General features: G+C 45.6%; 15 protein-coding genes and 1 pseudogene. 11 read left to right on the top strand and 5 right to left on the bottom strand.

Annotated elements, in window-relative coordinates; genetic code table 11:
- Positions 1-270: 270 nt before the first annotated feature.
- On the top strand, positions 271-1,557 hold the full coding sequence (locus tag O3C58_13020) for a c-type cytochrome (GenBank protein MDA0692774.1): 1,287 nt from the start codon (positions 271-273) through the stop codon (positions 1,555-1,557).
- On the opposite strand, the gene O3C58_13015 is transcribed toward O3C58_13020, so the two are convergent.
- From O3C58_13015 to O3C58_13005, 3 genes are all read right to left on the bottom strand, one after another.
- The gene (locus O3C58_13015; GenBank protein MDA0692773.1) at positions 1,540-3,657 is read right to left on the bottom strand and encodes a c-type cytochrome; all 2,118 of its coding nucleotides are present in this window, start codon (positions 3,655-3,657) and stop codon (positions 1,540-1,542) included. The two genes, O3C58_13020 and O3C58_13015, sit on opposite strands and share 18 nt — an antisense overlap.
- Positions 3,654-4,508: a hypothetical protein gene (locus tag O3C58_13010; GenBank protein ID MDA0692772.1), complete on the bottom strand. Its 855-nt coding sequence runs from the start codon at positions 4,506-4,508 to the stop codon at positions 3,654-3,656. Before O3C58_13010 ends, O3C58_13015 begins: the two co-directional genes overlap by 4 nt.
- A 63-nt stretch (positions 4,509-4,571) precedes the next feature.
- A complete protein-coding gene (locus O3C58_13005; GenBank protein ID MDA0692771.1) occupies positions 4,572-5,261 on the bottom strand; it encodes a hypothetical protein in 690 nt (229 codons plus the stop codon).
- A gap of 306 nt (positions 5,262-5,567) precedes the next feature.
- On the opposite strand from O3C58_13005, the gene O3C58_13000 reads away from it, so the two are divergent.
- The 4 genes from O3C58_13000 to O3C58_12985 all read left to right on the top strand — a co-directional run bounded on the left by O3C58_13000 (position 5,568) and on the right by O3C58_12985 (position 8,852).
- Positions 5,568-6,053, top strand: a complete 486-nt coding sequence (locus O3C58_13000) for a TlpA disulfide reductase family protein (protein ID MDA0692770.1) — start codon at positions 5,568-5,570, stop codon at positions 6,051-6,053.
- A 231-nt stretch (positions 6,054-6,284) separates the two neighbouring features.
- On the top strand, positions 6,285-7,127 hold the full coding sequence (locus tag O3C58_12995; protein MDA0692769.1) for an SPOR domain-containing protein: 843 nt from the start codon (positions 6,285-6,287) through the stop codon (positions 7,125-7,127).
- 70 nt (positions 7,128-7,197) lie between these two features.
- Positions 7,198-8,346 (top strand): glycosyltransferase family 4 protein, encoded by a 1,149-nt coding sequence (locus tag O3C58_12990; protein MDA0692768.1) that lies wholly within the window; start codon positions 7,198-7,200, stop codon positions 8,344-8,346.
- A gap of 8 nt (positions 8,347-8,354) precedes the next feature.
- Complete coding sequence (locus tag O3C58_12985) at positions 8,355-8,852, top strand: hypothetical protein (protein ID MDA0692767.1); 498 nt, start codon at positions 8,355-8,357, stop codon at positions 8,850-8,852.
- Here O3C58_12985 and O3C58_12980 read toward each other — a convergent pair.
- Positions 8,819-9,370: pseudogene (locus tag O3C58_12980) on the bottom strand (AAA family ATPase). The gene O3C58_12985 and the pseudogene O3C58_12980 overlap by 34 nt on opposite strands.
- Positions 9,367-10,125, bottom strand: coding sequence for a uracil-DNA glycosylase (locus O3C58_12975; GenBank protein MDA0692766.1), 759 nt, complete (start codon positions 10,123-10,125; stop codon positions 9,367-9,369). Before O3C58_12975 ends, O3C58_12980 begins: the two are co-directional and overlap by 4 nt.
- Positions 10,126-10,366: 241 nt before the next feature.
- Between O3C58_12975 and O3C58_12970 the strand changes: the two genes are divergently transcribed.
- The 6 genes from O3C58_12970 to O3C58_12945 all read left to right on the top strand — a co-directional run bounded on the left by O3C58_12970 (position 10,367) and on the right by O3C58_12945 (position 14,251).
- Positions 10,367-10,756, top strand: coding sequence for a hypothetical protein (locus O3C58_12970; GenBank protein ID MDA0692765.1), 390 nt, complete (start codon positions 10,367-10,369; stop codon positions 10,754-10,756).
- Between the two features lie 279 nt (positions 10,757-11,035).
- The gene (locus O3C58_12965; protein ID MDA0692764.1) at positions 11,036-12,082 is read left to right on the top strand and encodes a transporter; all 1,047 of its coding nucleotides are present in this window, start codon (positions 11,036-11,038) and stop codon (positions 12,080-12,082) included.
- 16 nt (positions 12,083-12,098) lie between these two features.
- Entirely contained in the window at positions 12,099-12,365 is a 267-nt protein-coding gene (locus O3C58_12960) for a cytochrome C (GenBank protein ID MDA0692763.1), read from the top strand.
- Between the two features lie 10 nt (positions 12,366-12,375).
- Positions 12,376-12,921 (top strand): TlpA disulfide reductase family protein, encoded by a 546-nt coding sequence (locus O3C58_12955; protein MDA0692762.1) that lies wholly within the window; start codon positions 12,376-12,378, stop codon positions 12,919-12,921.
- Between the two features lie 27 nt (positions 12,922-12,948).
- Entirely contained in the window at positions 12,949-13,719 is a 771-nt protein-coding gene (locus tag O3C58_12950) for a hypothetical protein (GenBank protein ID MDA0692761.1), read from the top strand.
- Positions 13,720-13,936: 217 nt separating this feature from the next.
- Positions 13,937-14,251, top strand: coding sequence for a hypothetical protein (locus tag O3C58_12945; GenBank protein MDA0692760.1), 315 nt, complete (start codon positions 13,937-13,939; stop codon positions 14,249-14,251).
- The last annotated feature ends 155 nt before the right edge of the window (positions 14,252-14,406 follow it).

Genomic DNA, 14,406 nt, shown 5'->3' with positions numbered 1-14,406 from the left:
GGGAGATGCAACCCCGAAGGGCGAGAAATCGGCTGCTAATCCTGAGGATGACCGATTGTCGATGAATCGTTAAATCGATAATCTGAACGGGTAAAACGAACAGGGGAACCTTTTCAGGTTCCCCTGTTTTTTTTTGCAACCTGGTTTGACCCGGCGGAATTCAGGATGCTTATGATTCATCAAGTGCCAGGGACAAATCTCTTAATGAATATGAAAAGGAATTGAGCTATTATTTTTTAAAATTTATAACGTAAAACAAAAAAATTGTTAATGACTATGTTTTTGCGCACGCTTTTTCTAAGCACGGCCTTTCTTTTAATTACAGGTTCCTGTTTTCCCTCACTCATTTGGGCGGGTGGAAGGAATGATCTTGCGGATCTGAATAAAAAAACTCCCAGCTCTCTGGTGAATAAAGGCAAAGACTTATTTGTCCAGTTTTGCGCCCATTGTCATGGGCTTTCAGGAGATGGCGATGGGTTCAACGCAGAGTTTCTGGATAAGGAACCTGCGGAACTTTCACATAAAAAATTTCAGGCTAAAAAAACCAACCATCAGATTTTCCGCACCATTCAAAAAGGCGGCGCGGGAGTTCGAAAATCACATTTGATGCCTGTATTCGGCAACACTTTGTCCGAAGCTGAGATATGGTCCCTTGTGGCTTATATAAGAAGTCTTGGCGGCGGTTTACTACCTGTCTTTTTGCCGGAGGAAGTAAATACGGAGCGCCCTTTAAATGAAACTATTTCAGCTACAAGTATCCAGTCATTTAAAGAATGGTTCCGGGAAGAAGGTGAGAAGGAATCATCGATTCAGGCTGGGGAAAAATTATTCAGAAAGAAGAAAAGTTGCTTCGCTTGTCATCAATTGGACGAGGAGGGCGGCAGGGTAGGGCCGGATCTTTCCCAGTCCGGGTTTCGATATGGGCCCGAATGGGTGTTTGCGTGGATAACCAACCCACAAGCTTATAAAGCGGAAACCAGAATGCCCAATATAGGGGTCAGCCAGGAAGAAGCGCGATTCATCGCGGCATTTTTGAATGGATTGCATGGAGAAAACGAAGGGGCTTCTGAAGACTGGCGGCCTTATCTTGAAACACCCGGAAATAAAGAAAATGGGAAACGACTGTTTTTTGATCCTGATGGAAAAGTGTATTGCTCGAAATGCCATCGCGTCAATGGGGACGGGGGCACAATAGGGCCTGTTCTGGATTATGCGGGAACCCGCCGAATGCCGGAGTTTTTATTGGAATCCATTCTCGAACCTAAAGCGGTGATTGCCTCAGGATATTCAACCGTTCTTATTTTGACCAAAGATAGAAAATTTATTACCGGGATTATAAAATTCGAGGACGATTCCGGAGTGGGTATTGTGGATAAAGAAGGTAAGGAATTGTTTATTCGCAAGGAAGATATCAAAAAATATAAGACTCAAAAAATATCCATGATGCCGGGAAACTTTAAAGACCTGCTGGAGGTTCAGGAAGTGGCGGATATCCTGGCTTATTTGAAGAGTTTAACGTTGCCAGAAATTTCAGGTGAATCAGGGAGTAAGAAATAGACCTGGAAGCTCGGGTTTTTGGGGCTCAGGAGCTTGATGTGTTGCCAATTTTTCTGGTTCAGGAGTTTGTGGCTCAGGAGCTTGATGTGTTTCCAAAACCATTTCAAACCAACTTGAAATGGCTTTTTTAGTTCCCTGTTCCCCTTGAGTCCCATCCCAGACATTAAAAGCGATGGGAATCTTTACCCCTGGCTGAAACTGGATATCACTTTTCTTATCCGCAGTTATGAGCTTGCGCTTCATAACCAGGAAATAGCGCCCATAACGATAGGCGGATTCGGAGACCACCTGTTGGTTTTCCTCCGGCTTAAGTCTCCATTTATCCAATCCGGTGGCATTCATTTCAGACATTTTATTGCGGGTGGACTCCCATTTCCATAAACTCACTGGATGCCCGGAGTCGCCGTTCAGGAAATACGGTTTTTGGCCACTGGCGTTGAGACTGACTGGGAATTGAACGGCAATGGCATCGGGAAATTCCTGGGGTTCAGGGCGAATGGGTTTACTCTTTTTAGGTTCATCAACGGTTTCATTATCCGCCCGCAAATGCTCCGGCAGGGCAGGGGGAGGAGATTCCTTTACCTTGGTGAGAACGGCCAGAACAGGATCATAGGAAGGGTCGTCCCAGCTTAGATTGATGGCAATTTCATTGCCGTTATGAATGGCCTTGACTGAAATATTATCAACGGTGGGGTAGTATAATTTTTCTTTATCTATGATTTGCCCGCCCAACGGAAAAAAATGGGATTCCACAGTTTTCCAAACAGGGTCTCTTGGGTTCAAAGGAAGTTCACCCGAAACTTTTTTAACCTTGAGGGTTTTTGTTACGACCGGTTTTTGTGGAGGGGATAAGGTTTGTACATAATTGACAATATCCCATATCTGCTGATCGTCAAAAACTCTGGTAGAAAACTGTGGCATGGCGGTGGTTGAAAGCCCGGTGCGCAGGGTCATGAAAATTTGCTTTCTTGAATTGCCGCGCCTGAAGGTCCACGGTTTGCTGAGGTTTCTGGGCCAGATGGCGTTCGAAGCGAGATCTACCACCTTGCGGGTGGATGGGCCGTCACTGCGTCCCATCACCCCATGACAGCCGGAACAGTTTTGCAGAAAAAGCTCTTTTCCTGAAGCCAGGCTTTCCAATGCAAAAGGCGGAGGGTCGGGAACAATGATGGGTTTATGGACCTTGCCTTTTTCCTTGAATTTCGCAAACTTTTCCCCCAGGCTCTTGAGATAAAGGACAAGGCTCCATCGGTCGGATACAGGCAGATGTTGCCATCCCGGCATGGTGGTTCCGGGAAGTCCATAGCTGATCATATCGAAAATATCCTGATCGGTCGGAATTTTACCAAATGGTGTGGATCTTATTTTGATATGGCTCTTGGTGAAGTTTCTTGGCCAGGGGCTCGAATATGCTGCCGATGGACCGTCGCCTTTTCCCGTTTCTCCATGGCACCAGGAACACTTTTGTGCGTAAATTTGCTTTCCTTGTTCCACGGTCGGCTGTGGGGGAAATGCCGGAGTGATAGTTATTTTTTTTTCTTTGGCCGTGGCATAGATAAAAAGAATCACTTTCCAAACTTCTTCTTCACTGAGTTGATCCTCCCATGCGGGCATGGATGAATCCCAGGGGGAAAATTTATCGGGCAGTCCTCGACCGCCCTTCATGATTCTCCAGTAAGCGTAAGACTCAGGAAGTGTGATCACGGAAGCCGGGTGGGTGAAGTCTGCAGGGGCCGGGAAAAAGCGGTCGCCAAAAAGACCCTGGCCATCCATGAGGTCGCCGTGACAGAGAAAACATTTTTTAAAATAAACGTTCCCGCCTTCACGAATGTGTTGTGCTAAGTTTGCAGGGTCCCCGGTGAGGGGATTTTTTAAATTTTTTAAAGCGACTTCTTTGCCCCGGACCCGGATGGTGTCTGGCATATCGCTAGTGGAAGGGAGAGTTTCTGTGAGTGCCCATGAGGGAAGAAATAAAAGGACGCAGGCGACAAAAAAAGCGGCGCAGATTTTTAGCTGGCGAACGCAATCTTTTGGGTAAAGTTTCCTAACCTGGACTCTCGATTTCCCGATGGATTTAATTTCTGGCGAAGCAATGATCATTTGTCGTTAAAAACTTTTTTCTTATAAATTTTGGCATCGTGCTTGATCCTACCGGACTGGATGGTTTCGTACAGGGGTCGGATGACCTTATCGCCATTGAATGCGAAATCTAAATCGATCACGGAATTTTCCGTGACATGAATTTTTTTTGTTTGAACCTTCAATAAATAATGCCAGGCTGTTACAACATAATCTCCAGGCGGGATATTGTCGATTTTAAAGTTTCCGTCAATTTTGGTTTGGGAGTAATAGGGGTTTTGCACCCGATAGCCCCAGGTTTGCATGAATTCGTGCATTCCACAGATCATCTGCATGATTTTGTAATCTTTTTGAAATTCTATTTTACCCTCGGAAACTTCTTCAGCGGGGATGGGGATGTTCAACAGAATTTTGCCTCGTTCTTTCTGATAAACCTGGCTGTTGTGCATGACGGCATCCTGATTGTCTACCTTGAAGGCTTCGCCCTGACGGATCGGATTCACATCAGGAGTGAATTTACAGTTTTCGGAGCGGATCATAAGGGGTTCTTTGACGAATGGTTTCCCCGCTTCAACGTGTTCCAGGGAAATCAAAACATCTTTTAACCCCCCCTCCTGAGAAATTTTAAAATCGTCCAGGACCCGGTTCTCTCCACTTTCGTCGGCATCCACTTCGGCGCACATATCAATATTGGGAAACAGAACAAGGTGATAAATTCGCGGAGCCGGCATGTCCCCAGTTAACGTTGTCTTGCCCTGAATGGTTCCACCATTTTTGACTTCCACTTCCTGATAGGCCCAGCCCTGAGATACCGTGAGGAACAGGATGGATAAAGTGAGAACCCATTTGAAATTGATATTTGGCATATTCATTGTATTTAGAAGCTCCCCAGACAAATTTTTTTCAAAAATAATACTGCGAGATTTAATGCTAAATCATTCTTGTGGCGCCTGCGAGGGCACGTCTGAAAAATCAAAAGAGACCTCTGTGACGCCCTCTGCGACCGTTACCTTCTGGCTTTTATTTCCCAAAATCTCGTGCCAGGCGTTGAGTGTGTATTTTCCCGGTGGAACATTTGGAATTTCAAACGTCCCCTCTTTTTGGGAAATATCAAAATAGGAATTGTCCGTGACTATGATCCATGCGTTCATCCACCCATGCAGGTCGCATTCGACCTTCACAATTTCAGGTTCTTCAAACTCCTGGATGTAGTCGTCTTTATTCGGCAAAAACATGATATTTACAGGGTCGTTATCAAAAGAGTATGAATGAAGGTTATGATTGATGGGATCACTGGAACGAATTTTCAGTTCGGAATCCTTCATCATGGCGATGACATGCGGCTCATAGCGGCAGTTTTTCTGGTCCAGCAGATATTCTCCCGGTTTGCCGCCGAGTTTTTTGCCCTCCAGCGAAACCACCACATTCATCAAACCATTATCATTTACAAGTAATTTTTCGTTGAGAACTTCCGGCCCACAGGCTTTCTTGTATTTTCCGGTTGTCAATGTCTTGGGCAGTTTGATTTCGGCTGAGTATGTGACTTTTCCCTTTATGGAGCCCGAAAAGGCCAGACCGGGAATCGAAAGCAATATGAGAATGAGGAGGGTTTGTTGGTATTTCATAGTAGAAATATTTAATTTATCAATTATTATGGAAGCACCTTTATTTATAATAACAAATAGAATATGTCAAGTAGAGGACAAATCCCTAAATTTTTTTTGACCTTTTAATAAACGGGGAATCAGATTTATGCAGATTAACGAATTTGATCCACAGCAAACTTTCGGAAACACGGATCCAGGGATAAATGTCCTCATATTTGAGCTTTCATATTAAGTTCCCGTAACTTAAAATGGAAATGAGCAAAATAGAGGCTCCTTTGAAAGAGTCTTTTAAATGCGTTTTTATTCCCTCACAAGGCTAATTCTATGCGTAAGATACTGACTTTTCTATTTTTTGTTTTGTTATCGGCTAGTCCATTGTTTGCGGGAGTTCCTGTTCCGGGAGATAAAGCTCCTAACTTTTCCTTGAATTCCATTAAAGGGGAGCCCCTGTCCCTGGATTCGCTTAAAGGCAAGGTGGTGCTGGTGGGGATGTTTCATATTTGCGCTCCCTGCATGAACCAGGCGCTGGAGCTCAATAAGGTCCGGGACCGGATCAAGTCCGATAAGTTAGTGGTATTGGGCATCAACACCAGCGGGGATTCGGAAAAAGCGGTGATGGACTATTTGAAGAAGTTTCCTGAGCCCGTAAAATTTCCTTATCTTCTGGATCCGGAAATGACCGTTCACAAGGCTTATAAACAAAGGGATATGCCGACCGTGCTGATCATCGACAGCGAGGGTGTTTTACAGGCCCGATCGCCATCGGTCGGTGCGGATCAACTGGTTTCGTACCTTGAAAAATTGCTTTAAGTCTTTGTAACTTCATACATGCCAGGCCCTGTTAAGGAGGGGCTGGTTTTTTTCCTTCCCAAAAAAATAAAGTAAAAGAAATTAATGATTTGCCAGACTGGGGCCGAATAGATAAGTGTTGATTTTTGTTTTACATGAACGAGAAGTGTTTTATTTGAAACTCATGCATAATTCGTCAGGAACCGGCAATTGAAGAGAGAATTTTGTAGAGGGGAGATATTTACAGGACAGTTGTCAAAGACCCTGTCAGGTCTCCTGGCTTTTGTTGTTATTCTCATTGGAGTGCCTGCCTGGGGCGAGGAGCAGGGAGCAAATGACTCCAAAGTGATTATGGCAAGTCCTTCCACAGGGACGGGTGTTGCCGATGTTAAATATCAGTTGCAGTTAAATTCTTTCAAGGTTCAGGCCAACGCCAAAAGGTTTTTCGACAAGTTGGTGAAAAAGGGATACAAGCCCTTCATGATTTTTGTCGATGAAGGAGAACCCTGGTTCAAGGTGCGGATGGGACCTTATCCCTCTAAAGCAACGGTGGACCAGCAAGCGGCGGAACTCAAGGAGAAACACGGCCTGTCTTCTTTGATTTTATTGGCAGATAAAAGCGGTTCTGTGTCCCCTATTGCTTTTTCCCCGAATAAAAAAACTGCCACGAAAAAAGTAAAAACCGATCCCTCCACCCTGAAAACCTCTTCAAAGCCGACAACACTTGAAACGGTGGCGCTGGAAAATACCGGAAGTCCTATTGATGTGGTTTTGTCTCAGTTTTTGGTCTGGCTTAAAGCATGGGAAAAAAAACAACTTGATTCCTATTTTTCGTTTTATTCCAGGAACTTTGAAAGCGGAGGGAAACCTTTTAACGATTGGCAACAAATACAGCGAGAGTCCCTGGATAAGATTCATCAGATAAAAATTGAAGTCGATGATCTTGAAATGTTGGAAAAAGAGAATACCATCGAAATTTCTTTTATAGAGCGCTATCAGTCTGATATGTATTCGGATATTCGGCGCAAAACCCTCGTGTGGAAAAAGGAAGAGGGAAGATGGAGGATTATCGGTGAATCCTCTGAACCTGCCTGATTGATGGTAAATTTTTTCAGTTCCCTGAACAGATGTAAATCCTCCTCTCCTCCTGCCGTGGTTTGAAAGCATGCAGTTATTCTATTTCGCCCGTATCGACATCCAATACGAAGACGCCAGCGCCCGGCACGTTCTGGAGTTTTGCCGCCAATTCGCCAACATGGGGCATTCAGTCACTCTATTTGTTCCCGCCCTGGGACCTCCTCGAACCGTGGAAAATGTTTCCGTAGTGTATGTTCCTTGTCTTTCAAGGAAACCTGCGGTCACTTTTTTTTCATTTTATTTATCCCTGTTTTTTTACTTCCTGTATTACGGATGTAAGTTGAAGCCGGATGTTGTTTATACCCGCCACCAGCAAATGGAAGGGTTGGTTACCTGGTTGCGGTATATTCTGAATTTCAAGTATGTGATCGAAGTCAATGGATTGTCTGCGGTGGAATTGAAAATCAGTGACAGTCCCAAATGGATTCGATTCATCACGCGCTGGATGGAATATTTCGTTTTTCGCATGCCTCATAAAATGGTGACATCCTCCGGGCAAATCAGGGACATCCTGTGCGAAGAATATAATTTGAAGCCGGATCATTTTTTTGCGGTGAGCAACGGTGCCAATCAGGATATCTTTCATCCTATGGATCAAAAAATGTGCCGGGAACGGTTGCAATTGGATGACGGAAACACTTATCTGATTTTTATCGGGTCGCTCAAAAAATGGCACGGTCTGCAACAGATTGTTCTGGCCATGCCGGAGCTGATCAAAAAATTTCCCAATATTCATCTCATGATTGTGGGAGAAGGAGAACAGCGGGCCGCAGTTGAAAAAGTGGTTGCGGATAACCATCTGAACGAACGGGTGACTCTTTTTGGCGAGAAAGCTTTTGAGGAAGTGCCTTATTATATTAACGCCGCCGATATTTGTTTGGGGTCGTTTATCGACAAACCGGGAATCTCTCCTCTAAAAATTTATGACTATATGGCTTGTGAAAAACCCATCGTCAGCAACGCCGTTGGCGGGATGGAGGATCTCTTTCAGGCGCACAAGGTGGGGTTGCTTGTAGAGTCTCAGGAACCGGAAGCCTGGGTGAAGCCGATCACCACGTTGATTGAAAATCCAGAATTAGCACGTGAATTTGGTAGAAATGGACGTCAGTCGGTTTTGAAGGAATTCAATTGGAAAAGCATTTGTGAGAGAATTGCCAAAATACTTGATTCCCTTTGATGTTCCCTATGACGGCACTCCGATTACTTGTTGTTCTTCTAATTGGTTTTCTTCCTGACCCCTCCTGGGCATTTGACTGGCGTGTGGAAGGCCGCGTCATAGCCGGAAGCTCCTATGTTTTTGAATCTCCCCCCAATCACAAAGACTTTGACAGCGAAGCGGAACTTCGTCTGGGCGTCCTTGGCAATGCCGTGCAAAAGGATACCTGGGCGCTGGATTATGAAGTAACCGCCGATGCCAGGTTGGCCGACGGTCCCAGTGTTCAGTCAGGGTTGCGGGATGAAACGGATGTCGATTTCTTTCGCGCCTGGCTCAGGATGGAAAACGAAAAAATAAATCTCCGTGGCGGGCGGCAGAAAATCCTGTTTGGGGCAGGAGCGATTTTTCGTCCGACCCTTCCGGCGGCAAATGAAAAATATAAATGTCAGAGTTGCCTTGCAATCGGCTTTCGTTGTCGGGACGGATTGCGGGTGAGGAGCCAGCGCTCGTCCTCCATGGAGGGATAGCCTATGGAAATGAACATCATGAACCGATCCAGTTGCGACTCCGGCAACGGGTATGTGCCGTAGCTTTCTGTTGGATTTTGCGTGGCGATCACCATAAATGGATCGTCCAGGGGATAGGTGGCGTTGTCCACCGAGACCTGTTTTTCATTCATGGCTTCGAGAAGGGCGCTTTGCGTTCGCGGCGTGGAACGATTAATCTCATCGGCCAGTACGATATTGGCGAACAACGGTCCCTTCTGAAAGTGAAACCGTTTTTCTTCCTGATCGTAAATGGAGACCCCGGTAATGTCAGTGGGTAGAATATCATTGGTGAACTAAATGCGGCGGAAATTCAGATCCAGCGATTTCGCCAGCGCCTGGGCCAGAGAGGTTTTGCCGACCCCCGGAACGTCTTCAATCAGCAGATGCCCTCGGGCCATCAGGGTGATCACCGCCAGTTGCACCGCATCGGATTTCCCAATGATAACGCTTTCAATATTTTTTGTTAAGCGCGCGATGGCATTCTGAGCTGAAATCATTTTCCAAGAGCCTCAAGGACTTTTTTCATATCGTCGAGCACCGCTTTGCGATTTTCCAACGTATAGAATCGGAGCAGGTATGCGGGATGAAAGGTCAGCATCAGCGGGATTCCTTCAAATTCGTGCCAGGTTCCGCGTTCCTTAAGGATCGGAACACTACGGCCCAGAAGTGTCGAGGAGGCCGGTTTGCCAAGAGCGACGATGACCTTTGGCTTGATTGCCTGTAGTTGCTTCAACAGGAACGGTTTGCAGGCTTCGATTTCATCCTTCTCCGGGTCCCGGTTGCCCGGTGGCCGGCATTTGACGATGTTGCAGATGTAAGTGTCTTGTTCCCGGTTCAGGTTCATGCCTTTTTCGATGATTTCCGTCAGCTTCTTTCCTGCGCGGCCAACAAATGGAAACCCCTGCTCGTCCTCATCTTTGCCCGGTCCTTCACCGACAAACACCAGGTCGGCGTTGGGATTGCCAGAACCAAAAACGATGTTGTTTCTTCCCTCGCTCAACTTGCACCTGGTGCAATCGCCCAATTCCGCTCGAACATTTTCCAGCAGACTGCCGACAACTGAAGCCGGGGTCGTTACGACCGGTTTTGCAGGGACTTGGGTATCCGGTTTCACCGCTTTTACCGGTTTTTTTGAGGAGGCCATATTCAGCTCGATTTGTTGGGGGATCTCGGTGTATCCATAGTCTTTTAAAAAAAGCAGGTAGTTTTTTAACTCCTGCAACAGCGCTGATTGTCTTGATGTGGGTTTCATGATAAAAAATGATAGCAAATGGCCTCAATCAAAACAATAGGGTAGGGGGTGAGCTTTGTTTAACCTGCTGAAAATAAATGAGTAAAATTATAAATTGTATCTTTGGGAATATTTCCCTTTGGGACGGGATCTTTATCCTTGATGGTAATTGAAACCTTGGATATGATGAGTCATACCTTGGTAGGCAGCGCGTTTTTTATTTTTTTGGTTATTGATAGTGAGAAAGTCTATAAAAATTATATTGGCACTCATTTTGTTTCTCCTGCTTGGGGTTTCGGGCGTCAATGCCTCCGTTTCTCATGACCACCATGAGGAAATTTTCGATTCCCCTTTTAATGCAGAATCGAAAAACCAGTCCCTGCACTGTCCTCTAGAAAAACGTCACCTCAATGGTCAGGTTTGTCCGCATCGCAACGCCCGGGACAATAAAAAAGAAGTCCGCATTGCGGCGGATTGTGGTGGGAGCCCCAATGCGGCGGTTCCTGCAACGCTGAATTTCAGCAAAAATAATGTTTTAATTGCAGTGGACTTTATCATTCCTGACTTTAAAAACACTGAAAATATTTTTGTTTCCTCCAACTTTTTTCAACCGCTATTTTCCGATCGAATCGACCATCCCCCCCGGTCTTAGTTGCTCATTCTCCGTTTAATTATTTAAACCCGCAAAATCGTTTGATTGGTCTCTTTTCAAAATCCAGAGCCTGCGTCAAACTTTCAGATTCAGTTGCATGGATCACCTTGCGGAAACTTCAGAATGAATGAAACTGCTCGCGACAGTTTGATCAATTTAAGGAAATGTATGTTGAAAAAAAATCTATTGTCACTGCTAATTGCTAATGCTTTCCTTTTGATTTTTGTGCCTTTATCTCAGGCCTATATAGGTCTTTGTTGTGCACACTGCGGCGGGAACATGCCTCTTAATATCACCGGCGGCGGCATCCCCGAAACGCACGAATTCCGGTTCAAGGTGAGCCAGATGTTTATGGCGATGGGCTCGCTCAGGGACGGGACCAATGATATAGACAATGCGGATATATTGGGTTCGGCCAATGGCACCACTTTTGCGGTCGCGCCGGAAGAAATGCGGACCTATATGACGATGGGTTCTGTCGCCTACTCGTTCACGGATGATTTCGCCATGATGGCGATGATGAGCTATATCCGTAACGAAATGGATATGGAATTCAATGGCGCCTTGCAAGGGTCCACGGGCACCCGGGGGTTCACCATGACATCAGACGGTCAGAGTGATCTCACCGTGTTGGGCAAATACCGGTTCTTTACGGATGATCATCTGGCCCCAACTAAACAGGCGTCGGTGCTTTTCGGTCTTTCCTTACCCACTGGGGAAATCGAAAAGGAATTCACCAATAACCCTGTAGCGGGTCAGAACGGGACCATTCATCCGTTTAAAATGCAGACTGGCAGTGGAACCGTAGACCCTATCATCGGATTTACGTTTCAAGGTTCCACCGACCCCTGGTGGTATGGAGCCAATGCGCAGTTGGAAGCTCACGTTTATGATAACGACCAGGGATATCGTCGTGGCAGTGAATTGCGATATGACTTTTATGTCATGCATCAGGTGCACCACCGGTTCGTATTGCTGGGGGAGTTGCAAGGATGGTATGAGGGAACATTCAGCCGCGAACCCTACAGAGGCCGGATTCTCGGAGAGGGACATGCGGGGGGCAACCCGAACTCAGGATTCTTGAGCCCTTTATTTGACCCGCAGAACTACGGCGGTCATAAGGTGGCGGTCTCTCTCGGGTTCCAGTTTCAGCCGATTCCGTTGCACATCCTGGAGTTGGTCGCAACGCTTCCCATACATCAGGATTTGAATGGCCCGCAATTGCGTGACGATTACATGCTGCAATTGACCTATTATGTCGAGTTTCCGACAAAAAATAGTCGGCGTCATAAGGGGTTCAAACCGCCCAAAGAACTAGGATTTTAAGTAAGGGTGTTAACACATGAAATACTTGTTTTCAATAATGATTGCCATCACCGTAACGGCCTGCGCGGGCTCTCAATTGCCCGAGGCCGGCACGGCGGATGTCGAGCTGTTCAAAAAAAAGTGCACGACCTGTCATTCCTGGCCGCATCCGGCACGGCATAGCAAAGAGGAATGGGATCATTATCTTCCTCGGATGGAATTGCATATGAAGAAAAAGGGAATTCCTTTTTCTGCTGAGGAAAAGCAAGTCATACAAGGTTATCTATACCGCAACGCGAGATAGGAGATCCAAAATGAAAATGACCGCCAGATTTAAAATCACGCTGATAACGACAGCGCTTTTGCTGAGTAGCATGCATCCGTCTGTCTGGGCTCATCAGCAGGCGTTTGAAAATATGGGCATTTCCAAACCAAGAACGGAAAAATCCGCTCCCGGTTTTTCCCTTCAGGACACAAAAGGCAATAATGTCAATCTGGAAGACTTTAGTGGTAAGCCCATCCTGCTTAATTTTTGGGCCACCTGGTGTGAGGCGTGTAAAGAGGAATTGCCGTCCATGCAGCGGCTCTATGAGGCGCTCTCCAGCCAAGGTGTTGAGGTGGTGGCTATAGCGATTGATCGTCAGAATTTCGATCGAGTCAAAAAGTATGCCGAGGAGTACAAGCTGACCTTCCCGGTTTTGTGGGACCCTGAACAAAAAGTTAGAAAACATTATTATATAATGGGGCTTCCGACGACTTATCTGATTGGTCCCCATGGTAAATTAAGAGGTTTTGCCTCAGGAGCCAGAGTTTGGGATAGCCCGGACTTGATGCAAGCTTTGATTTCCCTGAAGGATTGATAGTTGAGCCGCAATTTGTTTATTGTCATGAAACGAGAACTGAAGCGATTTTCCTTTTTGGTAATTTTCTTTTTACCGGCCTTACTCCTTTCCTCCTCTCATGCGCTTGAGAGCGTGGAGCAGATCATCCGTGACCTGGACGCGCATTATTATTACCCTCAGCAACACGGGCTGAAAAAACTTTCTGTTCAAATTGACTGGGAACAGTTGGATGTGGTTTCAGGCAGTGGCAGGTATCTGAAAATCCCGCCAGTGACTTTCTTTTGGGAAAAAAGCGCAGGGTCGAAAGGGGTTTTTACACTGGCTGATAGTTCTGTCGAAGTGTCATTGGAGCGCAAGAGGGAAATATTACAGATGCTACAAAACTATCAGGAAGTAGTGATTCCCCAGACTCTTGCGGAGAAATTGTCCAACTATAGAGGCCAGATCAAAACTGCAAAGAAGGGCAGGCGATTGCTTGCATTTTCCGCGCTGAACCCAGGTGCCGCCGTTAGTAAATATGATTTGCTGGTTGATCTGGAGCAGAAAAACGTCAAAAATTTTTGGATGGAACGGAATGCTGCACCTGTATCCATCAAAAGTGATGTTCGATACACCCGGAAAGAAGGGAAATGGCTGACTGCCGAAAGCCAGTCCAAATTCCAGGTGGATGGCGTGGATTATAGCGAGACCACCGAGTTTGTTTATCGCCGCATCGATAATTTATGGATGATGGGTAAAATGACTCAGATTGTCAAAACCAATGACAGAATCATCCAGTCGTTTATTTTTCGGTTTCGCGACTATCAAATCAATTGATTCCAGCCGTTTATCTCCTCTTAGAGAAACCGGTTTCCTGCCAAAAAGGGGATGGAAATCTTGTCTTTTAAATTTACGTATAAAGTTAAGGTAAAAACTAAATAGTTGAAAGAAAATAAGTTATAAGCCTATTTTTCAAATATTTCTGATTGTGTCTACCCTGTGCTTTGGTTTATAATCTTTTCACAGGATATTCTTACTTTGGTGGAGGAAGGATATGTCAGGTTTAAAAAGTGCCTGGGAACTCAGTCTTGAAAAATCAGACAAATTGGTTCCTGAGCTTAAGGGCAAAAAGCAGCTCGACGAAAAAAGTAAAAACGAAATCAACGAAATTCGCAAGGAGTACAAAGCAAAAATTGCGGATAAGGATGTCACGGTTCAAGGCAAGTTGAAAAATCTGTCGGATCGGGTGCCTCCTGAAGAGATGGAATCGGTTTCTGATGAACTGATGCGGGAATTCGTCGAGGCAAAAAAAGCGTTGGAAGATGAGATGGAAAGCAAAGTTGAAGCGATCCGTCAACGATCCAATTGAAGTAAATGAATTAACTTCACACCTTCTCCCCCAAAAAATAATCCTGGTATTGTCGGCTTGATCCGTCTGGCGCCATCCCTTTTTCTAAAATAAGGGCATCTCTAAAAATTAGTTTATTACAGGAAATCGAACACTGTACAAGGATTTCTTATATT

This window comes from Nitrospinota bacterium, from assembly GCA_027619975.1.
Classification (GTDB): Bacteria; Nitrospinota; Nitrospinia; order Nitrospinales; family VA-1; genus JADFGI01.
The sequence above is the reverse complement of the archived record's forward strand: the minus strand, read 5'-3'. Positions and strand labels throughout refer to the sequence as shown.